Annotated in this window: 20 protein-coding genes; 16 read left to right on the forward strand and 4 right to left on the reverse strand. The window is 53.1% G+C overall.

Annotated elements, in window-relative coordinates; translation table 11 throughout:
* The first annotated feature begins 693 nt into the window (after positions 1-693).
* From WKK33_RS01440 to WKK33_RS01480, 9 genes are all read left to right on the forward strand, one after another.
* A complete protein-coding gene (locus WKK33_RS01440; protein ID WP_215758715.1) occupies positions 694-966 on the forward strand; it encodes a co-chaperone GroES in 273 nt (90 codons plus the stop codon).
* A 61-nt stretch (positions 967-1,027) separates the two neighbouring features.
* Positions 1,028-2,647 (forward strand): chaperonin GroEL, encoded by a 1,620-nt coding sequence (groL, locus tag WKK33_RS01445; RefSeq protein ID WP_337932155.1) that lies wholly within the window; start codon positions 1,028-1,030, stop codon positions 2,645-2,647.
* A gap of 392 nt (positions 2,648-3,039) precedes the next feature.
* Positions 3,040-3,279: a hypothetical protein gene (locus WKK33_RS01450; RefSeq protein ID WP_215758718.1), complete on the forward strand. Its 240-nt coding sequence runs from the start codon at positions 3,040-3,042 to the stop codon at positions 3,277-3,279.
* Positions 3,276-3,740, forward strand: a complete 465-nt coding sequence (umuD, locus tag WKK33_RS01455) for a translesion error-prone DNA polymerase V autoproteolytic subunit (protein WP_215758719.1) — start codon at positions 3,276-3,278, stop codon at positions 3,738-3,740. Before WKK33_RS01450 ends, umuD begins: the two co-directional genes overlap by 4 nt.
* A 40-nt stretch (positions 3,741-3,780) precedes the next feature.
* Positions 3,781-5,334 carry an RNase adapter RapZ gene (locus WKK33_RS01460; RefSeq protein WP_337932157.1) on the forward strand — a complete coding sequence of 518 codons (1,554 nt, stop codon included), beginning with the start codon at positions 3,781-3,783 and terminating at the stop codon, positions 5,332-5,334.
* 39 nt (positions 5,335-5,373) lie between these two features.
* Positions 5,374-6,204 carry a sugar phosphate nucleotidyltransferase gene (locus WKK33_RS01465; RefSeq protein WP_337932159.1) on the forward strand — a complete coding sequence of 277 codons (831 nt, stop codon included), beginning with the start codon at positions 5,374-5,376 and terminating at the stop codon, positions 6,202-6,204.
* Positions 6,205-6,259: 55 nt separating this feature from the next.
* Positions 6,260-7,870 (forward strand): glutamine-hydrolyzing GMP synthase, encoded by a 1,611-nt coding sequence (guaA, locus tag WKK33_RS01470; protein WP_321105612.1) that lies wholly within the window; start codon positions 6,260-6,262, stop codon positions 7,868-7,870.
* Positions 7,871-7,878: 8 nt separating this feature from the next.
* Positions 7,879-8,052 (forward strand): hypothetical protein, encoded by a 174-nt coding sequence (locus WKK33_RS01475; protein ID WP_337932170.1) that lies wholly within the window; start codon positions 7,879-7,881, stop codon positions 8,050-8,052.
* 82 nt (positions 8,053-8,134) lie between these two features.
* Positions 8,135-9,403 (forward strand): acyloxyacyl hydrolase, encoded by a 1,269-nt coding sequence (locus WKK33_RS01480; protein WP_337932161.1) that lies wholly within the window; start codon positions 8,135-8,137, stop codon positions 9,401-9,403.
* Positions 9,404-9,888: 485 nt separating this feature from the next.
* Here the strand turns inward: WKK33_RS01480 and mscL are convergent, their stop codons facing one another.
* Positions 9,889-10,314, reverse strand: coding sequence for a large-conductance mechanosensitive channel protein MscL (gene mscL / locus WKK33_RS01485; RefSeq protein WP_215758724.1), 426 nt, complete (start codon positions 10,312-10,314; stop codon positions 9,889-9,891).
* Between the two features lie 419 nt (positions 10,315-10,733).
* On the opposite strand from mscL, the gene gap reads away from it, so the two are divergent.
* The 6 genes from gap to WKK33_RS01515 all read left to right on the forward strand — a co-directional run bounded on the left by gap (position 10,734) and on the right by WKK33_RS01515 (position 19,478).
* Entirely contained in the window at positions 10,734-11,768 is a 1,035-nt protein-coding gene (gene gap / locus WKK33_RS01490; protein ID WP_215758725.1) for a type I glyceraldehyde-3-phosphate dehydrogenase, read from the forward strand.
* Positions 11,769-11,872: 104 nt separating this feature from the next.
* The gene (miaA, locus tag WKK33_RS01495; protein WP_337932162.1) at positions 11,873-12,793 is read left to right on the forward strand and encodes a tRNA (adenosine(37)-N6)-dimethylallyltransferase MiaA; all 921 of its coding nucleotides are present in this window, start codon (positions 11,873-11,875) and stop codon (positions 12,791-12,793) included.
* 59 nt (positions 12,794-12,852) lie between these two features.
* Positions 12,853-13,788, forward strand: a complete 936-nt coding sequence (locus WKK33_RS01500) for a diacylglycerol kinase family protein (protein WP_337468465.1) — start codon at positions 12,853-12,855, stop codon at positions 13,786-13,788.
* 877 nt (positions 13,789-14,665) lie between these two features.
* A complete protein-coding gene (locus WKK33_RS01505) occupies positions 14,666-16,609 on the forward strand; it encodes a glycogen debranching enzyme N-terminal domain-containing protein (RefSeq protein WP_287769269.1) in 1,944 nt (647 codons plus the stop codon).
* A 19-nt stretch (positions 16,610-16,628) separates the two neighbouring features.
* On the forward strand, positions 16,629-17,897 hold the full coding sequence (locus WKK33_RS01510; protein ID WP_309438603.1) for a glycosyltransferase family 4 protein: 1,269 nt from the start codon (positions 16,629-16,631) through the stop codon (positions 17,895-17,897).
* 132 nt (positions 17,898-18,029) lie between these two features.
* Positions 18,030-19,478 (forward strand): glycoside hydrolase family 57 protein, encoded by a 1,449-nt coding sequence (locus WKK33_RS01515; protein WP_337932164.1) that lies wholly within the window; start codon positions 18,030-18,032, stop codon positions 19,476-19,478.
* 417 nt (positions 19,479-19,895) lie between these two features.
* On the opposite strand, the gene WKK33_RS01520 is transcribed toward WKK33_RS01515, so the two are convergent.
* From WKK33_RS01520 to WKK33_RS01530, 3 genes are read right to left on the reverse strand one after another with little or no spacing between them, the layout of a single operon-like run.
* Positions 19,896-20,444: a hypothetical protein gene (locus tag WKK33_RS01520; protein WP_337569649.1), complete on the reverse strand. Its 549-nt coding sequence runs from the start codon at positions 20,442-20,444 to the stop codon at positions 19,896-19,898.
* Positions 20,445-20,461: 17 nt separating this feature from the next.
* Positions 20,462-22,672 (reverse strand): hypothetical protein, encoded by a 2,211-nt coding sequence (locus tag WKK33_RS01525; protein WP_337932165.1) that lies wholly within the window; start codon positions 22,670-22,672, stop codon positions 20,462-20,464.
* Positions 22,620-23,585, reverse strand: coding sequence for a hypothetical protein (locus WKK33_RS01530; protein WP_337932167.1), 966 nt, complete (start codon positions 23,583-23,585; stop codon positions 22,620-22,622). Before WKK33_RS01530 ends, WKK33_RS01525 begins: the two co-directional genes overlap by 53 nt.
* Before the next feature lie 734 nt (positions 23,586-24,319).
* Here WKK33_RS01530 and WKK33_RS01535 point away from each other — a divergent pair.
* A complete protein-coding gene (locus WKK33_RS01535; protein ID WP_337932168.1) occupies positions 24,320-25,864 on the forward strand; it encodes a chitobiase/beta-hexosaminidase C-terminal domain-containing protein in 1,545 nt (514 codons plus the stop codon).
* The last annotated feature ends 109 nt before the right edge of the window (positions 25,865-25,973 follow it).

Consider the following 25,973-nt stretch of genomic DNA (forward strand, 5'->3'; position numbering starts at 1 on the left):
AGCATTATAGTAAACCAGGGTAAAAACTGACAAGTGAAATCAGGAAAAGACAGTTCGCCTCCTTTTGCGTCGCGATATATGCCCAATCGCGCTGCAAAACATGAGGGTGTGTCAAAACTCATTTTTTGAAAATATGAACTTATAATTTGAAATTTGAGCATCCTAAAAGACTAAAGAAAGGGCCGTATCATTACTCAATACAGAGTTTGATACGACCCTTTTTAATATCATAGTTATAATCTGTAACTTTGAAGAGTAGTCATTTTAGTTTTGACACACCCTCATGTATCGAGGCGCGAAAGGTGCCTTTTCGCAAATCCATACGCCTATCGCTGCCTTCTAAACGGTCATTTTCCTTTTCCCCGCTCTCTATTTCGCCCGTTTTTCCGACACAACTTATTAACCAAATTTCTTCACAAGCCCAAGGTTTTGTCACTACTTCTATCATTATCGCTCGAAATCTCGGATGAGCCTTAAATCAGAAGGTTATGTCATGTGGAGAGTGTGGTTTGTAGGATGGAGAACGTATGTTTTCAGGCGTTATGCCAAGATGTGTGACATAATTGTCAGTTGTGCGACTGACAGATTTGTCACGTTGGGCGGCTCTGGCAGATGTGGCACACTTTTCGTAGAGTAAAGGGCGAGCCGAGGGCTCACATGAAAGAAACAACAAATTTAAAATACATTGCAATCATGAAAATCAAACCATTAGCAGACAGAGTGCTGGTACAGGCCGCACCAGCTGAAGAGAAAGTAGGTGGAATCATCATTCCCGACACCGCCAAAGAGAAACCCCAGCGTGGCAAGGTCATTGCCGTTGGCCAGGGTACCAAGGACGAGGCCATGGTGCTGAAGGAGGGCGATGTGGTGCTCTACGGTAAGTATGCCGGCACGGAGCTCGAGAACGAGGGTGAGAAGTATCTCATGATGCGCCAGAGCGATGTGCTCGCCGTGGTGGAAGACTAACATAGGGTGAGAGGAGGATACACCTTATTATATTATACCCAATTAAATATTAGGAACAATTATGGCAAAGATTATCAAATACAATATGGAGGCTCGCGACCTGCTGAAGCAGGGTGTCGACCAGCTCGCTAACGCAGTGAAGGTAACACTCGGCCCGAAGGGTCGTAACGTGGTTATCGAGAAGAAGTTTGGCGCACCTGTCATCACCAAGGATGGTGTGTCGGTGGCCAAGGAGGTGGAGCTCGAGGATAAGTTCGAGAACACCGGTGCTCAGCTCGTGAAGAGCGTGGCTTCGAAGACTGGCGACGACGCCGGTGACGGTACAACCACCGCTACCATTCTGACACAGGCCCTCGTGAACGAGGGCTTGAAGAACGTAACGGCTGGCGCCAACCCCATGGACCTGAAGCGCGGTATCGATAAGGCCGTGAACAAGGTGGTCGACTACATCAAGGCCAACGCTGAGGTGGTGGGCGACAATTACGACAAGATTGAGCAGGTGGCTACCGTCAGCGCCAACAACGATCCCGAGATCGGTAAGCTTCTGGCCGATGCCATGCGCAAGGTGTCGAAGGACGGCGTTATCACCGTTGAGGACAGCAAGACCCGCGACACCACCATCGGTGTGACAGAGGGTATGCAGTTTGACCGCGGTTACCTGAGCGGCTACTTCGTAACCGATACCGACAAGATGGAGTGTGTGATGGATGATCCTTACATCCTGCTCTACGATAAGAAGATCTCTAACCTCAAGGAGTTCTTGCCCATCCTGCAGCCCGCTGCAGAGAGTGGCCGTCCTTTGCTCGTCATTGCCGAGGATGTCGACTCAGAGGCACTTACCACATTGGTGGTCAACCGCTTGCGTGGTGGCTTGAAGATCTGCGCCGTCAAGGCTCCTGGCTTCGGCGACCGTCGTAAGGCCATGCTCGAGGATATCGCAGTGCTCACAGGCGGTGTGGTTATCAGCGAGGAGAAGGGCTTGAAGCTTGAGCAGGCTACGCTCGATATGCTCGGTACAGCCAAGAAGGTGACCGTCGACAAGGAGAACACCACCATCGTGGGTGGCGCTGGCAACAAGGAGAACATTCAGGATCGCGTGCAGCAGATCAAGAACGAGATTGCCAACACCAAGAGCAACTACGACAAGGAGAAGCTGCAGGAGCGTCTGGCTAAGCTCGCCGGCGGTGTGGCTGTGCTCTACGTGGGTGCCAACAGCGAGGTTGAGATGAAGGAGAAGAAGGACCGTGTGGACGACGCCCTCTGCGCTACTCGCGCTGCAACAGAGGAAGGTGTGGTTGTCGGTGGCGGTACCACTTACATCCGCGCCCAGAAGGAGCTGGCCGAGCTCAAGGGCGACAACGCCGATGAGCAGACGGGTATCAACATCGTTCGCCGTGCCCTCGAGGAGCCTCTGCGTCAGATTGTGTTCAATGCCGGCGGCGAGGGTGCCGTGGTGGTCGACAAGGTTCGTCAGGGCGAGGGCGACTATGGCTACAATGCCCGCACCGATACCTACCAGGATCTGCGTGCCGCAGGTGTCATCGACCCTGCCAAGGTGGCCCGTGTGGCTTTGGAGAATGCCGCTTCTATCGCCGGCATGTTCCTCACCACAGAGTGCCTCATCGTCGACAAGCCCGAGGAGAAGCCCGCTATGCCCGCTCCCCAGCCCGGCATGATGTAATCGGATAACTGAATGGTGGTGGCTATTTGCCACATGCACATATCAAAGAAGGGGTGCGGAACATGGGTTCTGCACCCTTTTTGCATATTTGTCATCAAAGTTTAAGGTTTTTGCAAGAAATATTTGCGAATGTGGAAAAAACTGCTTAACTTTGCACAATTGAAAGAAGATAACAGTAAAAGGGAATAACATATTTTTGATTTGTTTTAGTAGATTAGTTTTTAAGTAGTTTGTTTTTGAAAATCGGTTGTCGTGATGACATCCGATTTTTTTGTTTTTATGGCTCCTTTGAAGGTGCGGTCTCGGACACGCCTTCCCCGTTGCCGCGTGCGCCCGTTATGTTTTTTGTGGGAAAGCGTTGGCGTTTGCTTGAAAAACATTAACTTTGCATTATGAAACCAAAATTTCGCATCGACTGGAAGAAAGCCCTTGTCTTTCTTATTGTCTCAGCAGGCTTGTCTGTGATAACAGGCTCGTTCACGATGTCGCTCGGCATCTTGTTGCTCCTCTTCGTGGCCGACTATCTGTTGGCCGACTGGGCCGATACGCGCAAACGTAAGCGCGAGTGGCGTGAGTTTGAGGAAGAGTTGCGCCGTGAGCGCGAGGCCCGAGAGAAGAAGGAACGCCAATGAAAGAGCTCATCATCTTCTCGGGCGAGTTTAGCGGAGGCTCGCCGTTGCCTTTCGCCTCGGGTGGGGTGAAGGCCGGATTTCCCAGTCCCGCGCAGGACTATATGGCCGAAAGCCTCGACTTCGACAAGGATCTCATAGAGCATCCCGCCGCCACGTTCTATGCGCGTGTGGTGGGCGACTCCATGATCGACGCAGGCATCAACGAGGGCGACATCGTGGTCATCGACAAGGCGCTGGAGCCGGAGCATGGCGATATCGTTGTGGCGTTTATCGATGGCGAGTTTACGCTGAAATTCATCGACCTCAGCCATAAGGACGAAGGATACATCGAGCTCCGGCCCGCCAATAAGAAGTATAGTCCCATCCGCGTTTATTCCACCGACAATTTCAAGGTGTGGGGCGTGTTGGCATGGAGCATCAAGCCCCGCAGAGCCTCCCTGATGAACAGGCTCGCCAAATAAGTCAATCTCCCATTCACCTCACCACATCTTTATCCCCATCATGCAACAACTCGTAAAGCTTTATCAGCAATGGGCCGGAACCGAGCCCGCACACATAGAACAACTGGCCGGAGCCGGCAGCAACCGACAGTATTATCGTATCACCGCCGCCGATGGCGCTACGGTCATTGGCGTTGTGGGCACCAGTCGGGAGGAGAACCACGCCTTCGTGTACCTCGACCGACATTTCGTTCACCACAAGTTGCCTGTGCCTGCCGTGCTTGCTGTGAGCGACGATGAGATGCGCTATCTGCAAACCGACTTGGGGAGCACCTCGCTCTTCGATGCCATACGGGGTGGCAGAGAGGCTGGCGGACGCTACGACTTGGCAGAGCAGACGCTGCTCAAGCGCACCATCCGCGCCTTGCCCGACCTGCAAATTCGTGGCGCCAACGACCTCGACTGGAACCAGTGTTACCCCCAGCCCGTGTTCGACGAGGACAATGTGCTCTTCGACCTCAATTATTTCAAGTACGATTTCCTGAAACTTACAGGGCTCGATTTCCATGAGATGAAGCTCGAGGCCAGTTTCCGCCGCTTCGCCAAGGACCTAACGTCGGAGCCGTCGGAGAGCTTCATGTATCGCGATTTCCAGGCCCGCAACGTCATGCTCGACGCCGAAGGCAACCCCTTCTTCATCGATTTCCAGGGCGGTCGCAAGGGACCTTATTATTATGACCTTGCCTCGTTCCTTTGGCAAGCGTCGGCACGCTACTCGTATAAGTTGCGACGCGAGCTGGTGGCTGAGTACTACAATTCGCTCAAGCAATATGTAGAGGTGCCCTCGGTGCGCCATTTCGCCGGTCGGCTGAGCCTTTTTGTGCTCTTCCGAACGTTGCAGGTGCTTGGTGCCTACGGCTTCCGCGGACTCTATGAGCGCAAGCAGCATTTCATCGACAGCATCCCCATGGCTATGGACAACTTGCGTGACCTGCTTAGTTTGAGTGAGGACATGTTGCCCTATCCTTATCTGAGGGAGGTGCTTGCGCGCTTGGCCGACATGCCGCGCTTCGCCCACCGCGAGGAGCCCACGCGTTTGCGCGGCGACGGTTACAAGACCACCGACCACAATATTTATCCCGCCCATCCGCAAGATGGTCCAGCCACGTTCTCCAAATACGACGGCAAGGGCCCGCTTGTGGTGCGTGTCTATAGTTTCTCTTACCGCAAGGGCATTCCCGAAGACCCCTCGGACAATGGTGGTGGCTATGTTTTCGACTGCCGTTCCACCCACAACCCTGGCCGGTATGAGCCTTACAAGAAGCTCACCGGCCTCGATGAACCCGTCATTCGCTTCTTGGAGGACGACGGAGAGATATTGGATTTCCTCACCCATGTGTACGCCTTGGCCGACAAGCACGTGGAGCGCTACGTGCAACGCGGCTTCACCAGTCTGATGTTCTGCTTCGGATGCACGGGCGGCCAGCACCGTTCGGTGTATAGTGCGCAGCACCTGGCCGAGCACATCCATGAGAAGTTTGGCGTCGAGGTGCGCGTGTGCCACCGTGAGCAAGGCATAGAGCAGACCTTATCTGCGAAGAAAAAGGAAAGCTAAATCTTTGTTGATTAGAAAAGAATAATTAACTTTGCACGTATGAAGCAAGCCATGATATTCGCCGCTGGTTTGGGCACCCGCCTCAAACCCCTCACCGACACCATGCCCAAGGCGCTGGTGTGCGTGGGTGGCGAACCGCTGCTCAAGCGTGTCGTAAGCCGTTTGGGCGCGGCCGGGTTCAACCACTTGGTGGTCAATGTGCATCATTTCGCGTCGCAAATCACCAACTATCTGCAGGCCAACGACAACTTCGGCCTCGACATTCGGGTGAGCGACGAGACCGCCGGACTGCTCGATACAGGAGGCGGGTTGCGTAAGGCGCAGCCTCTCTTCGCGCCACGTTGCCCCATTCTCATCCACAATGTTGATATTCTTAGCAATGTGGACCTCGACAAGTTTTACCGTGCCGATTGGCGTGTCAACTGCCCCGATTGTGGCGTTCCGCACCTCATGGCCGGTGCCCGGCTGCTCGTCAGTTGGCGAAAGACCAAGCGTTACCTGGTCTTCAACGACCAGATGCTGCTTGTGGGATGGGTCAACATCGTTACGGGTGAGGTGAAATCGCCGTTCCCCGAGGTGCGCGCCCAACTGCAACAGCTGCGCTATCCGCTGGCCATTGGCGATGAACCGTTCGTCGTGGCTGGACATCTCCACCTCTTTGCCTTCAGTGGCATTCACGCGTTCTCGCCCACGCTCTTCCCACAAATGGTGGGATGGCCCGACAAGTTCCCCATCATGGACTTCTACCTCAAGGCTTGCGCCACAACGCCTATCATGGGTTACGTTAAGCCCGACCTGCGGCTCATGGACGTGGGAAAGATCGACACCCTGAGCGACGCCGACGATTTCGTGAGCACTTTGGTGCCCTAACGCGCGGCCGAAGCTCGTCATTCAACACGAACAACTCACACATTTTTCACAATATATGCAACAGAAGATTATCATCCTCGACTTTGGTTCACAGACCACGCAGCTCATTGGCCGTCGTGTGCGTGAGCTCGACACCTTCTGCGAGATCATGCCTTACAACAAGTTTCCGAAGGACGACCCCTCCGTCATTGGAGTCATCCTCAGCGGATCGCCCTACAGCGTTCACGACAAGGAGGCTTTCAAGGTGGACCTGAGCCAGTTTATCGGCAGAATTCCCGTGCTCGGCATTTGCTACGGCGCGCAGTACATCTCTTACGCCAACGGCGGAAAGGTGGAGGCTGCCGACTCGCGCGAGTACGGACGTGCTAACCTTGAGAAGTTCGATAAGCAAAATGCGCTCTTCAAGGGCTTCGTCGACAACTCGCAGGTTTGGATGAGCCACGGCGACACCATCACTGCCATCCCGCAGGACTATGAGTGCATCGCCTCTACGGCCAACGTGAAGTTTGCCGCATATGCCTCAACCAAGCAGCCTGTTTGGGCCGTGCAGTTCCATCCCGAAGTGTTCCACTCTTTGCAGGGAACGCAACTCCTGAAGAACTTTGTGGTCGACATCTGCGGTAGCAAGCAGGACTGGAGCGCCGACTCGTTCGTCGACACCACGGTGAATGAGCTCAAGGCGCAGCTTGGCGACGACAAGGTGATACTCGGCCTTTCGGGTGGTGTCGACTCAAGCGTGGCCGCCGTGTTGCTTCACAGAGCTATCGGAAAGAACCTCACCTGCATCTTCGTGGACCATGGAATGCTCCGCAAGAACGAGTTCCGCGATGTGATGAAAGACTACGAGGGATTGGGGCTCAACGTGATTGGCGTGGACGCTTCAGAGAAGTTCTTTGCCGACCTCGCTGGCGTTACCGACCCTGAGGAGAAGCGTAAGATCATCGGACGCGACTTCGTGGAGGTGTTCAACGCCGAGGCGAAGAAGCAAACGGGTGCCAAATGGCTCGCCCAGGGAACGATCTATCCCGACCGCATCGAGAGTCTCAACATCACCGGCAAGGTCATTAAGAGCCATCATAATGTGGGCGGACTGCCCAAGGAGATGAACCTGCAGCTCTGCGAGCCGTTGAAATGGCTGTTCAAGGACGAGGTGCGCCGCGTGGGCCGTTCGCTCGGTATGCCTGAGCATCTCATCACACGCCACCCGTTCCCGGGTCCGGGTCTTGCCGTTCGTATCCTCGGCGACATCACGCCCGAGAAGGTGCGCATCCTGCAAGATGCCGACGATATCTATATCCGCGGCCTGCGCGAGTACAAGGTGAAGCTCTCGGGCGAGGAGGCTCGTCGTGTGCTGGCTGCCGGCGTGCCCGCCGATATGCAGAATGGCGAGATTGAGGTGTCGCTCTACGACCAGATTTGGCAGGCTGGTACGGTGCTGCTCTCTACTGTTCGCTCGGTAGGAGTGATGGGCGATGAGCGTACCTATGAGCACCCCGTGGCTCTCCGTGCCGTAACATCCACCGATGCCATGACGGCCGATTGGGCCCACCTGCCTTATGACTTCATGGCCAAGGTGTCGAACGAGATCATCAATAAGGTGCGTGGCGTGAACCGCGTGTGCTACGATATCTCTTCAAAGCCGCCTTCAACAATCGAGTGGGAGTAAGCCGCTCGATGCGTTATCAATGTGATTCGACGATGAAGGTTTACACCCACTTTGGCGGCGATGATGAGGGTCGCCGCGATGAACTCATCCGAACCATCGAACATAGTGTGGAGCGCTTGTCGCTCGCTGAGCTCGAAGCGCTCTACTATGACTTGGTGGCGAAGGACTATATACGCAAGTAAGATAACAACAACCGAGCCCCTTCCCAACGAAGGGGCTTTGGTTTCTTCGCCGCTTTAGGCAAGAAGGATAACTAGGGAGTTTTTGAAAGTAAATATGCGCATGCGCTTTTGGCTCATGGTGTGGTGCCTGTTTGTGATAGGGGGCGTCCGCTGTGTGGCTGGCGACTCGCTCCAATGGCGTCATTGGGGTGGGGGTGTTGCCCTGTTGCCCGGCCGAGCCATTGTGATGGATAGTTACCAAGGCATGTGGCAGAAGGGCCGAAACAACCTGACCGCTGCCCTCGAAGTGGCATATACACCACTGCCGTCGGACAGCGATGCCTTCGCTCGCGACTTCGGTTATCCTACCATCGGCACCGGTGTGCGATACCATTTCGACCACGGGGTAACCATGCACAAGGCACAAGACCCTACGTGGGGTATGGCCCAAGAGGTGGACTACGACTCGCGGATGGGCAATGTGGTGTCGGCTTATGGCACCTTTACACGCCCCTTCTTCCGCTCACGCCACTGGATGGCCGACTATTCGATCAGTTTCGGAACGAGTTATTCGAGACGCAAATACAACAAGGAGAACAATGTCGACAACGAACTCATTGGCTCGCGGTGGCTCATCTACTTCGGCACAGGGCTGCACCTCACGTGGCGCATGGCAGAGAACTGGGGCTTACGGGCCGGCTTAGAGTATTACCACCATAGCAACGGGGCCTTGAATCGCCCCAATAAGGGAGCCAATTTTGTAGCTCCTTCGTTGGGCGTTGTTTACATGCCCTATTATAAAGAGGTTGTCGACGCAAAGTCGTGGGCACCCCGCCAACCCTTCAAGCCCTATTGGTACCTGAACCTGACGGCTTCTGTGGGCGCCAAGGCCCTTGAGGAAGACTGGAAGAAAACGCAGATGCAGACACCGCCTGGCGACCCCAACTACCAAACAGAAGATTTCAAGGTGTATACCACCTATGCCTTGTCGGCCGACGTGATGTGCCGTTACCAACGTCGTTGGGCCTCAGGAGTGGGGGTCGATGCTTTCTATAGCACTTACACATCGCACATCCGAGAGCTCGACCAGGCGGCAGGCTATCATGACAAACAGGTCACTTGGAGTGTGGGAATATCCGGAAAGCACGAGGTGTTTTGGCATCAATTGTCGCTCAGTATGGCGCTTGGCGTGTATGTTTACCGCTATGTGGGGCATACGGCGAAAGCGTTGGAAAAGCCTTATTATGAACGCATTGGCTTACATTACACCTTCAGGCGCCTGGGCGGTTTGCAGGTGGGAGCCAACGTCAAGGCCCATAAGGTCAAGGCCGACTACACAGAAGTGTCGCTCAGTTGGCCTTTCCGCCTGTAAGAAAGCCTCGAACCCACTTCCCTGTTCGTTCGTTTGGACCTACTTTGCAGGTTTTTCGAAGTGAGAAAATGAAGAGAGCCATTCCTGACCAATGAGGCAGGAATGGCTCTTATAGGTTCCATTTCATGGCACGTTTTCTCGCCATGGCAGAGCTTAAGTGATCTTACCTCTGCTCATCTGGCTTAACGAAAACGTTGAACGTTAATCGCCAATCGTTCATTAGATGTTAATCCCAATGAGCGTTTGTTTCATGCTGGTTGCGGCGGGTGCGTTGAAAGCGTAGCGAGCTATGGTGGAGCAAGAAGCCGAAAGAAACGTTGGCAAGCGTTGGATAGAATCCGCCGCGTCTAAACAATCCGCCTGTTTTGGCCTTATGCCCGATTGGGGAAGGAGGGCTGGAGAATCAAGCGCGATTGAATCCAACCCTTTTGCGAAGCCTTGTGGCATGGCAACCCACTACGTGAAGAACGTTGTGGGATGGCAATTTATTTCTTCTCCTTCATCAAATCGCGAATCTCGGCGAGCAACTTCTCCTCGGCAGAGGGCTCCGGGGCAGGTGTGGGAGCAGGCTTCTCTTGCTTTTTGTTAGCCAACTTGTTGATGCCCTTCACCAAGAGAAACACGCAGAACGCGATGATGACGAAGTCGATGAGGTTCTGGATGAAACTGCCATAATTGATGGTGGCGGCCTGCATTTCTATGCCGTCGGCAATCTTCTCAGCCGGAAGCGTTATCTTCAGGTCGGAGAAGTTGACGCCGCCGATGAGCCAACCGATAGGAGGCATGATGAGGTCGTTGACAATGCTCGACACAATCTTTCCGAAAGCGCCGCCGATGATCACACCCACGGCCATGTCGACGGCGTTACCCTTCACTGCGAACGCCTTGAATTCATTGATAAACTTTCCCATAATCAATAAGATTTAAATAATGTTTAAGTGGCTTTTGGAAAGATTTTGGAGGTAACAAGAGTCGTTGACCCCTGTCCCAGGAGTGCGCAGTCGACGTCGTGTGGGTGACCGTTCAGATTGTCATGTCGGTGTTACACTTACACGTTTCCGCACACCCGCATATACAACTCCTTGAACTCTCCGTTTCTTTTTTTAATAATTTAATACTTGATTCGTCTGCAAAATTAAAAAATCTTTGTAACTTTGCACGCGAACGGAGAGGAATTTTTACAAAAGTTTATAGCAAACTGCTGTTGAAGTTACCTCTTGTTGAAAAGCCCGAAATTTCAAACGGTAGAACAAATGCGTTCAAACCGTGGAAAGATAAGGCCCCGTTTCATTGAAAGTTATATTTTTAACAATTATAAAATACTAGTAAAATGGCAAATGTTAAAGTAGCTATTAATGGTTTCGGTCGTATCGGCCGTCTCGCATTCCGTCAGATGTTTGAGGCAGAGGGTTACGAGGTAGTTGCAATCAACGACCTCACATCTCCTAAGATGTTGGCTCACCTTCTGAAGTATGACACCGCCCAGGGTGGTTTCGCTGGCAAGTACGGCGAGGGCAAGCACACTGTTGAGGCAACTGATAACTCTATCATCGTTGATGGTAAGGAGATCACCATCTACGCTAAGCCTAACGCTGCTGAGCTTCCTTGGGGTGAGCTCGACGTTGACGTCGTTCTCGAGTGCACTGGCTTCTACACATCTAAGGAGAAGGCTTCTGCCCACCTCAAAGCTGGCGCTAAGAAGGTTGTGATCTCTGCTCCTGCAGGTAACGATCTTCCCACCATCGTTTACAATACCAACCACAAGACTCTGACAACTGCTGACACTATCATCTCTGCAGCTTCTTGCACAACAAACTGCTTGGCTCCTATGGCTGACACTCTGAACAAGTACGCCGCCATCCAGTCTGGTATCATGTCTACTATCCACGCTTACACAGGCGACCAGATGATTCTGGACGGTCCTCAGCGTAAGGGTGACCTCCGTCGTTCACGTGCAGGTGCTCAGAACATTGTTCCTAACTCAACAGGTGCTGCCAAGGCTATCGGCCTCGTTATCCCTGAGCTGAACGGTAAGCTGATCGGTTCTGCACAGCGCGTTCCGACTCCTACAGGTTCTACCACTATCCTGGTTGCTGTTGTTAAGGGCAAGGATGTTACCGTTGAGGGCATCAACGCTGCCATGAAGGCTGCTTCTAACGAGAGCTTCGGTTACAACGAGGATCCTATCGTTTCTTCTGATATCATCGGCATGCGCTTCGGCTCACTGTTCGACGCTACTCAGACCATGGTCAGCAAGATCGACGACGACACCTATCAGGTGCAGGTTGTGAGCTGGTACGACAACGAGAACTCTTACACTTCTCAGATGGTTCGCACCATCAAGTACTTCGCTGAGATGAAGTAATACCGTAAGGTTTCGAACATATCAAACCGCTCTTCCCGATAAAGGAAGAGCGGTTTTTTGTTATTATTCTTGCTCATTTGCAATAATTTAGCTACATTTGCGGCATGAAGATGATAACCATACTTGGCCCCACGGCATCGGGCAAGACAGCTGTCGCGGCACGATTGGCCCACGACATCGGTGGCGAGATTCTCTCCGCCGACTCTCGTCAGGTGTATCGGGGTATGGACATCGGCACAGGAAAAGACCTGGAGGATTATGTTGTGGAAGGGCAACTGGTGCCTTACCACCTTATAGACATTGTCGATGCGGGAACCAAATACAACCTTTTTCAGTACCAGCAGGATTTCACGGAGGCCTACAACGATATCTGCAGCCGTGGCGTTACTCCCGTTCTATGTGGCGGCACGGGCCTCTACATTGAGGCGGTGCTCAAGGGCTACGCCTTGTCGCCTGTCCCCCAGAACCCCGAGTTGCGCCAAAACCTTGAGGGAAAGACGCTTCCCGAACTGACCGCCCTGCTCGAAGATTTGAAGAAGAAGGCAGGTTCGGTGATGCACAACGTAACGGATGTGGACTCATGCCAGCGTGCCATTCGCGCCATTGAGATTGAGACCTACAACCTCGAGCATGCTACCGAACTACGGACCATGCCGCCAATCGATTCGGTGATTGTCGGTCTGAGCGTCGACCGCGACTACCGTCGCAAGAAAATCAGCGACCGTTTGGCCCGTCGCCTTGACGGAGGCATGGTCGACGAGATACGCGGATTGCTGCAAAGGGGCATTCCGCCTGAAGACCTCACATACTACGGTTTGGAATATAAATACGTCACCGAGTATGCGATCGGCAAACTAAGCTACAAGGAAATGTTCCGCCAGTTGGAGATAGCCATCCATCAGTTTGCAAAAAGGCAGATGACGTGGTTCCGCGGAATGGAGCGTCGGGGCCTCACGATCCATTGGATCGACGCCCAACAACCGACAGACAGCATCCTGGCGGACATCAAAGGTCTCATGGCCTGATGCGTTACACCTAATAAATACATGTGGCTCGCCTGTGTTGGGGAGCCGGAAGAGATACAATTATGGAAGATAATCGTTGGGGAATCATTTATTGTCCGAAGTCGGGAATCTTCGGAGGCTCAGCCAAGCGGTGGGCCAAGATAGAGGCGTGCCTGAAGGAAAACGGCATATCCTACGACCATGTCACGAGTGAGAACATGGCCAGTGTGGAGCGCCTGGTGAAGATGTTTGTCAACAACGGCTACCACACCATTGTCATTGTGGGTGGCGACAGCGCGTTGAACGACGCCATCAACTGCCTCATGTGTCATGAGAAGCGCGTGCGCGACACGGTGGCCTTGGGCATCATACCCAATGGCCTGATGAACGATTTCGCACATTTCTGGGAGTTCGACGAGGACAATTACGAGCAAACCATCAAGTGGTTGAAGGAACGCCGTGTGCGTAAGATCGACCTGGGCTGCATTCGTTACACCAACCGCAAGGGTGAGGCGTGCCGTCGCTACTTCCTCAACTGCATCAATGTGGGCCTTATCGCTGCCATCATGAACCTGCGCCGTCAGACGCGTCACCTCTTCGGCTCACGCTCGTTGTCGTTCCTGTTCTCGTTTGTCCTGATGATTTTCCAGCGGCTCGACTACCGCATGAAAATCAAGATCAACACCGATCGCATAGACCGTCGTGTGATGACGATGTGCGTGGGCAACGCCACGGGCTATGGACAAACGCCTAACGCCGTGCCCTACAATGGCTTGCTCGATGTGTCGGTGGTGTATCATCCGGGCGTAACCCAACTCTTCGAGGGCATCTACCTGTTCCTCAAGGGCAAGATACTCAACCACCACTCAGTGCACCCGTACCGCACCCGCGAGGTGGTAGTGGAGCAAGCCGAGCATGCCCTCGTGGGCATCGACGGACGATTGATGCACACCCCCGTCGGTCCGTTTAAGATAACGGTGGAGCAGGAGGTCATCAATTTCCTCATTCCCGATTGATTTCACCTCATTTTGTAGACGTGTCCCAAGCGGCAAACGGCTTACCGCAACGCCCCGTGCTGTCGTGGGCGCGCTTTTAGGTTGCCTTTCCAATCGCTTGATATAGGTGCAAGAATGATTTTGTGATGCCAAATCGTTCTTGCGCTTTCTTTTTGTGGACCATTGGGTAAAAGGCTAACGCCACCGCCCTTTTTGCCGTTTGGGAACAACATAAGCAGCGCCATAGCTTACGTAAGATGGTTGAAAATAGACAACAAACTATAGTGAAAACTACACATTTCTTTTCGATGAGCAAACGATGAGGCGGAAATACGCGATTCTCGTTGTGCTTATGTATTCGCCTGACATTCAGACGGTTATCGTTTGAGTGGCCCGTTTCGGGTTCCCGATTCCGTATTTTGTGTTGCGATACATGCCTTTTCCTATGGCGAAAGATGCCTTTTCGAGCCTCGAAACATGCCCGATCGCAGTGCGAAACATGCCCGATCGCACCTCGATACATGGCTTTTCGCAAAGGCGAAGCCCTTTTTCGAGTCTTCCATAGCTTGAAAATGGCTATTTCGTGCTCTATTTCACCCGAAAATCCAGCACAACTTTTTAACCAAAAACCCTTACAGGTATCAAATTTCCCCAACGTGTGTCAACCGTTGGAAAGCCGCATGTTGGTCAGCGATTTCGTCCTCTTAAAATGCGGTGAGATAAGCATCTGTTTACCCGAGCCCTATATTTTTATTCAAAATAACTCGTGTTTTACTTTGCACTTTGTAATAATTTTAATAACTTTGAACACAAAAGGAGGCTTGGAGCCCGCTTTCATAAGCTCGCACCTTACCTAATGAATTTATCTAAAACAATATAAAAGCCTTAATTGAGAACTATGAGTTATCTTAGATTCGAAAGAGCGCTGATGACCAACTTGCAAGACTCGTTGGGGAAGGAAATTCTCCGTACGAATCGGTCGGGTGCTTACTCATGCTCCACGATTGTAGACTGCAACACGCGCAAATACCACGGATTGCTCGTTGTTCCAGTCCCCAGTTTAGACGATGAGAACCACGTTCTTCTGTCGTCGCTCGACTGTTCAGTCATACAGCATGGAGCAGAGTTCAACCTTGGCCTGCATAAGTATCAGGGCAACAATTTCAGTCCTAATGGTCACAAGTATATCCGTGAGTTTGATTGTGACAAAGTGCCCACAACCATTTACCGTGTGGGAGGAGTCGTTTTAAGAAAGGAAGTTGTCTTCCAGCATTTTGAAGACCGCATCTTGATTCGCTATACCCTCGACGACGCTCACTCGGCCACTACGCTTCGTTTCCGTCCCTTCCTCGCTTTCCGCAGTGTGCGCCAGTTTACGCACGAGAACGCAGTGGCAAGTCGCGCCTATAGCGAGGTCGACAATGGTATCAAGACGTGCATGTATGCCGGTTATCCCGACCTGTTCATGCAGTTCTCCAAGAAAAACGAATTTGTGTTCCAGCCCGACTGGTACCGTGGCATAGAGTATCCGAAGGAGCAGGAGCGCGGTTACGCCTCTAACGAGGATCTGTACGCTCCCGGTTATTTCGAGATGTCGATCCGCAAGGGCGAGAGCATCGTTTTCGCCGCCTCTACGTCGGCTTCGAAGACCAGTGGGCTGAAGAAACTTTTCCAGGAGGAAGTGGATGAGCGCTCGCCCCGCGACAATTTCTTCCATTGCTTGGTCAATGCCGCCCACCAGTTCCATGTGGAGGACAAGAACGGCGACGCGTATATCCTTGCCGGTTATCCTTGGTTCAAGCCTCGTGCGCGCGATACCTTTATCTCATTGCCCGGTCTGACGCTGTCGATCGAGGAGTATGAGTTCTTCGAGGCCGCCATGAAGACCGCCGAGAAGGGTTTGCGCGAGTTTATGGAGCAGAAGCCCCTCACGGTGAAGCTCTACGAGATTGAGCATCCCGACGTGCCGCTGTGGGCCATTTGGGCCATTCAGCAATATGCCAAGGAGGCAGGCGTCGACAAGTGCCTGGAGAAATACGGACAGCTCGTTTGGGACATTCTCCATTTCATCAAGGAACAGCAACATCCCAACCTCACCCTTGAGGACAATGGCCTCGTGAAAACCGATGGCAAGCAGCAGGCTGTTACCTGGATGAACTCAACCGCCAACGGACGCCCCATCGTGCCGCGCTCAGGTTTCGTGGTGGAGATCAACGCCCTGTGGTACAACGCCCTGATGTTTGGCGCCGAGCTGGCAAGCAAGGCTGGCAAGCAAGCCGAGGCCGACCGCATGGAGAAAGTGGCCGCGCAGGCCAAGGAGTCGTTCGTGGCTACCTTCGTCAACCCGTTCGGCTATCTCTACGACTATGTGGAGGGCGACCTTCGTGAGCAGAGCGTTCGCCCGAACATGATATTCCCCGTGGCGTTCGATTATTCGCCACTCGATAACGCACAGAAGAAGAGCATCATCGACTTCTGCACCCGTGAGTTGCTCACGCCCAAGGGCATGCGCTCGCTCTCGCCGAAGAGCGGCGGCTACAACCCCATGTACGTCGGACCGCAGACACAGCGTGACTATGCCTATCATCAAGGCACAGCGTGGCCTTGGCTCTTCGGCTTCTACATGGAGGCCAGCATGAAACTCTACAAGCGTACGCGCCTGAGCTTCATAGAGCGACAGATGGTAGGCTACGAGGAGGAGATGATGTACCACTGCCTGGGCACGCTCCCCGAGCTGTTCGACGGCAACCCGCCTTTCCACGGACGTGGCGCCATCTCGTTCGCCATGAACGTTGCTGAGATTCTGCGTGCATTGGAACAACTCGAAAAGTATAAATATTAATCATAAGGAGGACACGTCTATGAAAGTCTTAATGTTTGGATGGGAATATCCTCCTCATGTGTATGGAGGTTTAGCCACAGCCAATTTTGGTATATCTGAGGGTCTTCACGCACAGGGCGACGTCGACATAACGCTCTGCTTGCCTAAGCCATGGGGCGACGAGGACCGCACCTACGCGCGCATCGTTCCTATGAACTGTGTGCCCATCGCTTACCGCGATGTCAACTTCGACTACGTAAGCAGTAGGGTGGGCAACCTCATGGATCCCCACGATTATTACAGATACCGCGACCATATCTATGCCGACTTCAACTTTATGCATGTCAACGACTTGGGTTGCATGGAGTTTGCAGGCGGTTACCCGGGCAATCTGCACGAGGAAATCAACAATTATTCGATCATTGCCGGTGTGGTGGCGCGTAGCGAGGAGTTCGACATCATCCACGCCCACGACTGGCTCACCTATCCCGCAGGCATCCACGCCAAGCAGGTGAGCGGCAAGCCGCTGTGTATCCACGTGCACGCCACCGACTACGACCGTAGCCGCGGCCATGTGAACCCCACCGTCTATTCCATCGAGAAGGACGGCATGGACCATGCCGATTGCATCATGTGTGTGTCTGACCTGACACGCAACACGGTCATCAACCAGTATCATCAGGATCCGCGCAAGGTGTTCACGGTGCACAATGCCGTTTATCCGCTCAACGATGAGTATAACGCCATTCCCCGCCCCGACCACACCAACAAGGAGAAGGTGGTAACCTTCCTCGGTCGACTGACCATGCAGAAGGGCCCCGAGTATTTCGTTGAGGCCGCCAATATGGTGCTCCACCGCACACGCAACATCCGTTTCTGCATGGCGGGATCGGGCGACATGATGGACCAGATGATCTACCTGGCCGCTGAGCGCGGCATTGCCGACCGCTTCCACTTCCCCGGATTCATGCGTGGCAAGCAGGTGTACGAGTGCCTGAAAGACTCTGATGTGTATGTCATGCCTTCAGTGTCGGAGCCGTTTGGCATCTCGCCGCTCGAGGCCATGCAGTGTGGCACGCCTACCATCATATCGAAGCAGAGCGGTTGCGCTGAGATCTTGAACAACTGTATCAAGGTGGACTACTGGGACATCCACGCCTTAGCCGACTCCATCTATAGCATCTGCCACAACGACAGCCTGTTCCACTACCTGCAAGAGGAGGGAAAACGCGAGGTCGACCAGATTACCTGGGAGAAGGTGGGACGCTGGATACGCGAGCTCTACATGCGCACGATGCATTGGATTTGATAAGCCTGGCGTCATCGCTCATCAACAACGATACAACAATTATTAACCTTCATCATTAATCATACAAACGTCTCCGAACCGTTTCGGCCCTTAACCGGTTGCGACGACGGAGCGTAAATCTCAAAAAGAACAATGAAAAAAATCTGCTTATATTTTGAGATACATCAGATCGTCCATCTGAAACGTTACCGTTTCTTTGATATCGGTACCGACCATTATTATTACGACGACTACGAGAACGAGCGTAGCGTTAACGACACCGTGGAGCGCTCGTACATGCCCGCCCTCAACACCATCGGCAAGATGATCGAGGAGAACGGCGATTTCTTCAAGGTGGCGTTCTCGCTGTCGGGCGTAGGCATTGAGCAGCTTGAGGTGCATGCACCTCAGGTGCTCGAGAAGTTGCAGGAGCTCAACCAAACGGCTTGCGTGGAGTTTCTCGCCGAGCCTTACTCTCATGGCTTGAGCTCGCTCAAGGATGAGGAGTGCTTCGCTGCCGAGGTGAAGAAGCAGTGTAAGAAGATTAAGGAATATTTTGGCAAGAAGCCTACCGTGCTGCGCAACTCTTCGCTTATCTACAGCGACGATATTGGTATGCAGGCAGCCCAGATGGGCTTCAAGGGCATGCTTACCGAGGGTGCCAAGCATGTGCTGGGATGGAAGAGCCCCCACTATGTTTACCATTGCCCCATGGCTCCCAACCTCAAGCTTCTGTTGCGCGACATCACGCTCAGCGACGACATCAGCCTGCGTTTCAGCAACACCAGTTGGGAGGGTTATCCGCTCTTCGCTGACAACTACATCGGTCGCATCGCTGAGATGCCCGAGGAGGAGCAGGTGGTCAACATCTTCATGGAGCTGTCGGCACTGGGCATTGCTCAGCCGTTGAGCTCTAATATCCTCGACTTCATCCATGCCCTTCCTGTCTGCGCCAAGCAGAAGGGGGTAGCCTTCGCCACACCGTCGGAGGTGTTCGACTCAACAAACAGTGTGGGCGAGCTGTGCGTGCCCGATACGCTTTCGTGGATGGACGAGGAGCGCGACGTCAGCTGCTGGCTGGGCAACCCCATGCAGCGTGAGGCTTTCGAGAAGCTTTACAGCGTGGCTGAGCGTGTGCGCATCGCCAACGACCCGCGTATCAATGTCGATTGGGATTACCTACAGGCAAGCAACAACTTCCGTTTCATGACCACAAAGCCTTCTAACGTGGGATTGGACCGTGGCATCTACAGCAGTCCGTTCGATGCTTTCACCAACTATATGAATATCTTGGGCGACTTCATCACGCGTGTCAACGACCTCTATCCACCTGAGATCGACAACGATCAGCTCAACTCGCTGCTCACCACCATCAAGAATGAGGGCGACGAGATCATGATGAAGGACCAGGAAATTCAGCGCCTGCAGGCCAAGATCGAGAAGATTGAGGCTGAGAACGATAAGTTGCGCGAGAAGTATGAGGGCAAGGAGGCTGACGCCCCTGCCAAGAAGACTGCCGCCAAGAAGGAACCTGCCAAGAAGGCTCCCGGCAAGCGCGCTCCGCGCAAGAAGGCTGAGCAGAAGGCCGACGAAGCCCTGTAAGGCTTCTCACCCTTAGTCAGTTCATAGTTTTACAATCATAGGCAAGCCCCGGACGAGGTCGGATCACTCCGATTTCGGCTGGGGCTTTATTGTTTTTTGTCTCATGGGTATGTGGCTTCCTCCATGGGCTTGGGTCATCTGAGTAAGGCGGATCTATCCCAAATCGGTCATTAGATTTTAATTCTTGTTAGCGTTTGTTTCGAGCAGGTTGCGACAGGCGCGGTGAAGCCATAGCGGGCTATGGCGAAACGCGACTGGAAGCAAGATGCCGAAAGAAACGCTGACAAGAGTTGAAAAGAAGCTATAAGATCCTACCCTTTCGCCTGTTTCGGTCTAATGACCGATTTGGGTTTATTTCTTTTGTTTTACGATAGGGTATGTATGTCCTGTGCTTTGGGCATATTGGGGCTGTTGCCTTTACTTCATTTTTGCCATAACTTGGCGCCACGCCGATTTGATGGCGGGCGACATGGGGTTGCGGGCAACGAGTTCCAGGGTTCGCTTTAGTTCATCCAACAGTTCCGGCCAATAGCGCATTTGCAGGTAGGCGAGCTTTATGCATTGGCTTCGAATGGCGTAGGGTTGGCGCGCGTCGGTCAGGTGGTCTAAGCAATAGTCGATGAAGTCGGTGCGCACTTGCGATTCCTCGAATGGCTGGCGCAGAAGTAGGCTGAGCGTTAGGCGAAGCATTGTGGCATCGCTTGTTGTGAGGCTGCGATCGATGAGCTCGTGGTGCTTGGCGTAGAGCCATTCGTTGTCGGCCTTGGCAAAGTGTTGGAATAGCCAAAGGGCGTTGGTTGCCACGCGACGATCGGTGTCGTTGGTCAACGCGTACAGCTCCTCCTTGAACCGATGGTTGTGATCGCCTTGTGTGATACGACACATCTCTTGTATGTCGTCTTTCGTGAGGCGTACAGTGAGCCGGGGGCGTAGCGTTGTCAGGGAAGGTTCGTCTTGTTGGGCCATGGGACTTAATGCGTTTGTTAGGGTTGATGGTTCATAGCCTGAAAGCGTTGCAACACATCGCATCTTCGTGCGTACTCGTCAATCCGTTCGGGGTGATTTGTGGCGTAATCGTTGAGTTCTGCAAGTGCCTTGTATTGTGCCGACTCGGGCCGATAGTTCATCACCTCGTTCCAATCCTTGTCGTATGTGATGCTTATCCACGAGTTGCCAGGAATATAGGCGTTGACGAAGGCGAGGGCATACAGCGTGCGGTAACGCATCTGCTCGTCTTGGCTATGCTTGCAAAGGTTCAGGTGTTCGATGGCCTGCTTGGCATAGTCGAGCTCCCATGAGCGGGCGCTGTCGCTCACGCTCTTGTAATGGTGGGTGATCCACCAGCAGTCTCCGTAGCACGATGCTTGGAAATAGCGCACGGCCAACTGGTATGAAAGCTCCTCAAGCGGTTGGCCTTGGCGTGTCAGGGCATGCTGGCTTTGCAACCGCATCATCTCTTTGCAAAACTCAAGTTTTTTGTTTGTGGTTACCTCATGATACTCATTGTCGGGCGAATAGTATTCGTTGCTGTTGTAATGGATGGGCTGTCGCTTGAACCATCGCACCACATCATAGTTGGTTTGGGCCTCGTAGATGCTGATCGGTTGGTTCGACATAAACTCCGTGGAGAGCTTCTCAAGGTATGGGATGGCCTTGGCAAACGCCCCCTCAGCCATGTATTTGGTACCGATAAGGTCGTTGAAATACTGGTCGTCCTTGAAGACGCGCGCCACGGTGTAGCGCTCCAGGGCGTTGTTGGGCGTGGAGGTGACAAAACGATAATATCCCACCAGTTGGTCGGTTTTCATAGAATCCATCTGGCAGAACACCTCATCCCAAGGGCTGTGCCTCATGTATTGGTATTTGCTGTAACCCTTTTGCTCTTCGCGCTTGTAAGCCATGGCGTAATAGGCGCTTTCCTCTTGGCGCATCATGTCGCACAAGGCCAAGGCCATGTAGGGCTTTCCCGCTTTGGCGAAGAGCGGCTCCAATCCCTTGTGCACCACCCGGTCCTTCACGTCGGTGTAGTGGTTGTCGTATGCCATGGTGCTGCGCTCAGCCTTGATCATGCCGTCTAACCATCGCATCTCGCCCAGGAGATATGTTGTGTAGGCATCGTCCAAGCGAGCGCTTCGTGTGGTAACCAGCAGGCGTATGGCCCTGGCGTTGTCGGTCATGCGCTGGGTGCCAGCCGCGTTAAGGGCCTGTTCCGTCTCTTCCATGGCTTGTTGCTGGTTGCCCAACAGGTAATCGGTCATGCCTGCTGCTGTCCACCAAAGGCAGGGCGTGGCGCTCTTGCCTTGCTTGGCCACTATTTTGGCAAACTCCACAAACGCCAATGCCTCATTGCGGAATATGCATTTCGCGTCGATCTCGTTCAGCCATTCACAGTCGTCGCTGTTCTTTGGTTTCTGGTCGAGCGTCTCCTGCACGTTGTTAACGAAGTCTTGCACGAGGTAGTTGAGCGCTGGCGAGTTGGGGTTTTGCGCATAGACGCTCTTGATGCCCGCCAAATTACGGTAGTTGCCCATCACCCTTTTAATCGAGTTCATGTCGTTGGTCAAGGCATATTGGTCGCATGCTTCCAGACGTTTGCCGCTTTTGTAGAGCGTCCGGGCGTAGATGTTTTGCATGGCCTCGCGCCAGCACGATTTGCCAAAGCGTTTGACATGTTGGTTCCATAGGTTCGCATTGGCCAAGTCGTAGCCCAAAATCATGTTGGCGCGCATCTGCAGCAAGGTGTATTGTTGTCGCAGTTGGGTGCCATGATACGCCTTGGCCGCATTGAGGATGGCCAGCGCTTTCTGCTTGCGTGTGGCCAACTGCTCCTTGGTGGGATAGCTCCAACGGTCGACGGTGAAGAGGTCGCACACATCGATGTATCGGTTGAGCAACTTCAGGTAGGCTGCCATGGCCTGGTCGCCCTTGGCCTGCGCCACCTTGAGCACCTCGCTACGGTGGTTGTTGTAGAACGTGTAGCCTGTGCGATCGTAGTCGTCGGCCGCTATGCGCCCTTTGCAATAGTCGATCCAATATTGGTTGATGTAGGCAAGATATGCCGGTCCATCCATTGCGTCGCGCCGAAACACGCTAAACATATACTTGTTGTGCGTGGGACCCTCCGACACACAAGCCTGTATGTTACCTGTTGGAAGAACGGCCAGCAGAACGGCCGCGATGATAAATTTCCTCATAGTTGTTTGTGTTAAACCGTTTAAGATTGTTGTTGTTGAGGTCGAAAACGATGATCTCGTCGTTGGCGTCCGACCGTCGTTTCTCCACCGCCCGAACGACCTCCCTGATGTCGTCCATTGTGGGTTGGCGCAGGCAGACGCTGTCGGTTGGCAGTTGCGGATAGTCGTCGTCGCTATGGAGGATGCCCACAAACTGCCTTCCGCGGAAGAGAACGCGCCATGCGAACACCGGATAGGCGGTGGATAGCGGCAACTTATAATCGTTGAGGCGGCTCAGGTAGGGTGCTGCGTCGCGCATGTTGAGGATGGGCTTGTGGCAATCGGGGTTGGTCACGTTGCCCGTGTTGTACATCATGAGCACCCCGCGGTCGGCGGGAGGTGGTGCCTGCGACAGTTGATGCAGCCTTATGGTGGACGACAAGCGCATGTTGTGGCTGTGGCATAGCCGGAGCATCTCCGCCATAAAGAGGTTGTAAGCGTGCCGTGTGGAGGCGGTCCAGTCGCAGTCTATCTGCATTTCCTTTACGCCCTCCACGTCGTTTGTGGCATTCATCTGCTTCACTCGCTCTACGATTCGCTGGGCCAATAGCCTGTTGTCGCCGCGCAAACACTCAGGCATGACAAACACCGTAGGCACGATTTCCACATCGTTGGGGGGCGGTGTAAGAAAGCGAAGGGTAGCGTTGGGCATGGGCTGACCGCTCCTGTCGGCCACCACATCGAAGTATCTCACATACATTCGGCTGATGTCGTGGCGGGTCAGGAAGTTGCGCTTGGCGCTGTCGATGTCGAACTGTGTGGCCCAATAGTAAACTGCGCGAACGCTTGGCCGCTTTCCGCTCTTATGGCTGCAGGCCGAAAAGAGTAGGAGTGTGGCCCATAGCCCAAGGAATAGGATTGTTGTCTTTCGCATAATGCTTTGCCTTGATGTTATGCGGTGGGTGCTAAGCCACCGTTGGCGCACCTGTTTGCTTGCCTGTTATGTAGCAATGGGTGTCGGGGTGGTTGTGGTTTCTTCATCTCTTGGCAACTTGTGGGTTTATGGAATATAACTAATTTTGTTTCAGTTGACAAAGTTATTGAAGTTTGGCGTCTTGCGCAATACCGAAATACAGATAATTTGTTTTTATACTGATAATTAACAGTTTTTTATGTAAAAAGCATTAGGTCACACTAAAAGTCTATTCGACCTAACGCTTTATTTTTCTTCTTTCTTTCCTCAATCTGATTCGAAATCCAGACCACAGACACCAAACTTGGCAAGAGTGCTGCATTCCGTGAGAGTCAGAAGGTTGTAGATTGCTGATATCGAGAGTCCCTCTCAGCAGACCGCCGTTCCAGTTGCTGAACTCTTACTTTAGATTGTTACGGATTTTTATACAGTTTTACTTGTGGCCACATCTGTGCCCCATTCATTGGGCAGCGCGACCCTTGGTTTTCGCAGCCCACGAGCTCAACGGACATTCTACTGACCTAAAATATAAATAGGTAACAATCCATGCAAACGTCAGCGCCAAGGGCCATTGAACCCACTTTACCATCAAATCGCAAATTCATAGAAAATTAACATCCAAGTATAGGCCGCTTATCATTATTCTTTGTATCTTTGCATAACAAAAGGCAATATCTAATAATTATTTAATGCTTATGAAGAAAGTTTTACGCATGACACTGGTGCTCATCATGGCACTGGTAGCCAATGTTGCCATGGCTCAAAAGGTGGTGACATTCAAAGCGGGTACCGACAAGGGTACTCAGGGTACCGTATCCGTGGCAGACAGTGTTGCGAAGGATGGCATTAGCATCTCTTGTGACAAAGGTGCTTTTGCAGCCAAGCAGTATCGTTTGGGACAGGGGTCAAAAACCACTTTTTCAACAACAACAGGTACCATTACACAGATTGTATTCAACTGCACAGCGAGTGCTGATGCAGAGAAATACGGTCCCAACTGCATCGGAGCAGCTACTGGCAAGTATACCTATGAAGGCATGACAGGCACCTGGACTGGCGCTGCCACGAAAGTGGAGTTTACCGCAAAGGCTCAGCTTCGCGCCAAGTCTATCGAGGTGACCATCGCTCTTGGCGGCGACTTCGTGGCCACTCCTGTCATCTCAGGTGATGCTATCTTCGCCGAGACAACCACAGTGACCATCACGGCTGGCGAGGGTGCCACCATCAAGTACACCATCAATGGCGACGATCCCACCGACGACCGTGGCGAGGTGCTCAACTACACCGCTCCTTTCACCATCAACCAAACTACCACCGTGCAGGCTGTGGCTTACAAGGGCAACAAGGCCAGCGAAGTTGCCACTAAGACCTTCCTGAAAAAGGCACTCAATGGTGAGGGCACAATGGAGAAGCCTTACAACGTGGAGGATGTGATCGCTCTGCAGAAGGCTGGCGTAGCTCCCGCCAAGAACGTGTATGTGGCAGGTATCGTGTCGCAGCCCGCCGAGGCCATTTCGCAGTACAACGACATCAACTTCTACATCTCTGACGACGGCAACACCGGAAATGAGATCATGGCTTACAACAGCAAGTACTTCAAGGAGGCCAACTACACCGACATGAAGCAGGTTCCCGCCAAGGGCGACAAGGTGGTGCTCTGCGGTAAGATCATCGAGTTCAACAACATCGTGGAGTTGGGTCGTGGCAACTACCTCGTTTCGCTCAACGGCAAGACCGAGGGCGAGGCTCAGGAGGACACGCTGACCTTCACCGCCTCTGAGGCTCTGGCAGCACTCGCTGCCGACAAGCAGCCCCAGGGTGTTTGCTACATCACGGGTATCATCTGCGAGGAGGTCGACACCACAGGCATTGCCCAGTTTGGCAACCTCACTTACAAGATCTCTGACGACGGCACAGCCGCCAACTCACTTATCGTGTTCCGCAGCAAGAGCTTCGATGGCGCCAAGTACACCAAGGACTTCTATCTGAAGAAGGGCGACCAGGTGAAGATCTTGGGCCAGCTCATCAACTACGTCAAGGAGGGTACCACCGAAAAGACTCCCGAGGTGCAGGCCAACAGCAAGCTGATCTCTGTCAACGGCCACACCACTGGTGTGCCCCACGTGACCATCGACAAGATGAACGCCAACGCTCCCATGTACAACCTCGCCGGCCAGCGCGTCAGCAAGAACTACAAGGGTGTAGTGATTCAGAACGGCAAGAAGTTCTTCAACAAGTAAACCCCATGGCTCGCGCTGACGGCCAAGCCGCCAACGCCACACCATAACACCAACAAAGGGGGTGTGTCAAAATTCACACCCTCTTTTAAAATATCACAAAGCCCGAACT

It is taken from the genome of Hallella sp. (assembly GCF_037460745.1).
Lineage (GTDB): Bacteria > Bacteroidota > Bacteroidia > Bacteroidales > Bacteroidaceae > Prevotella > Prevotella faecis.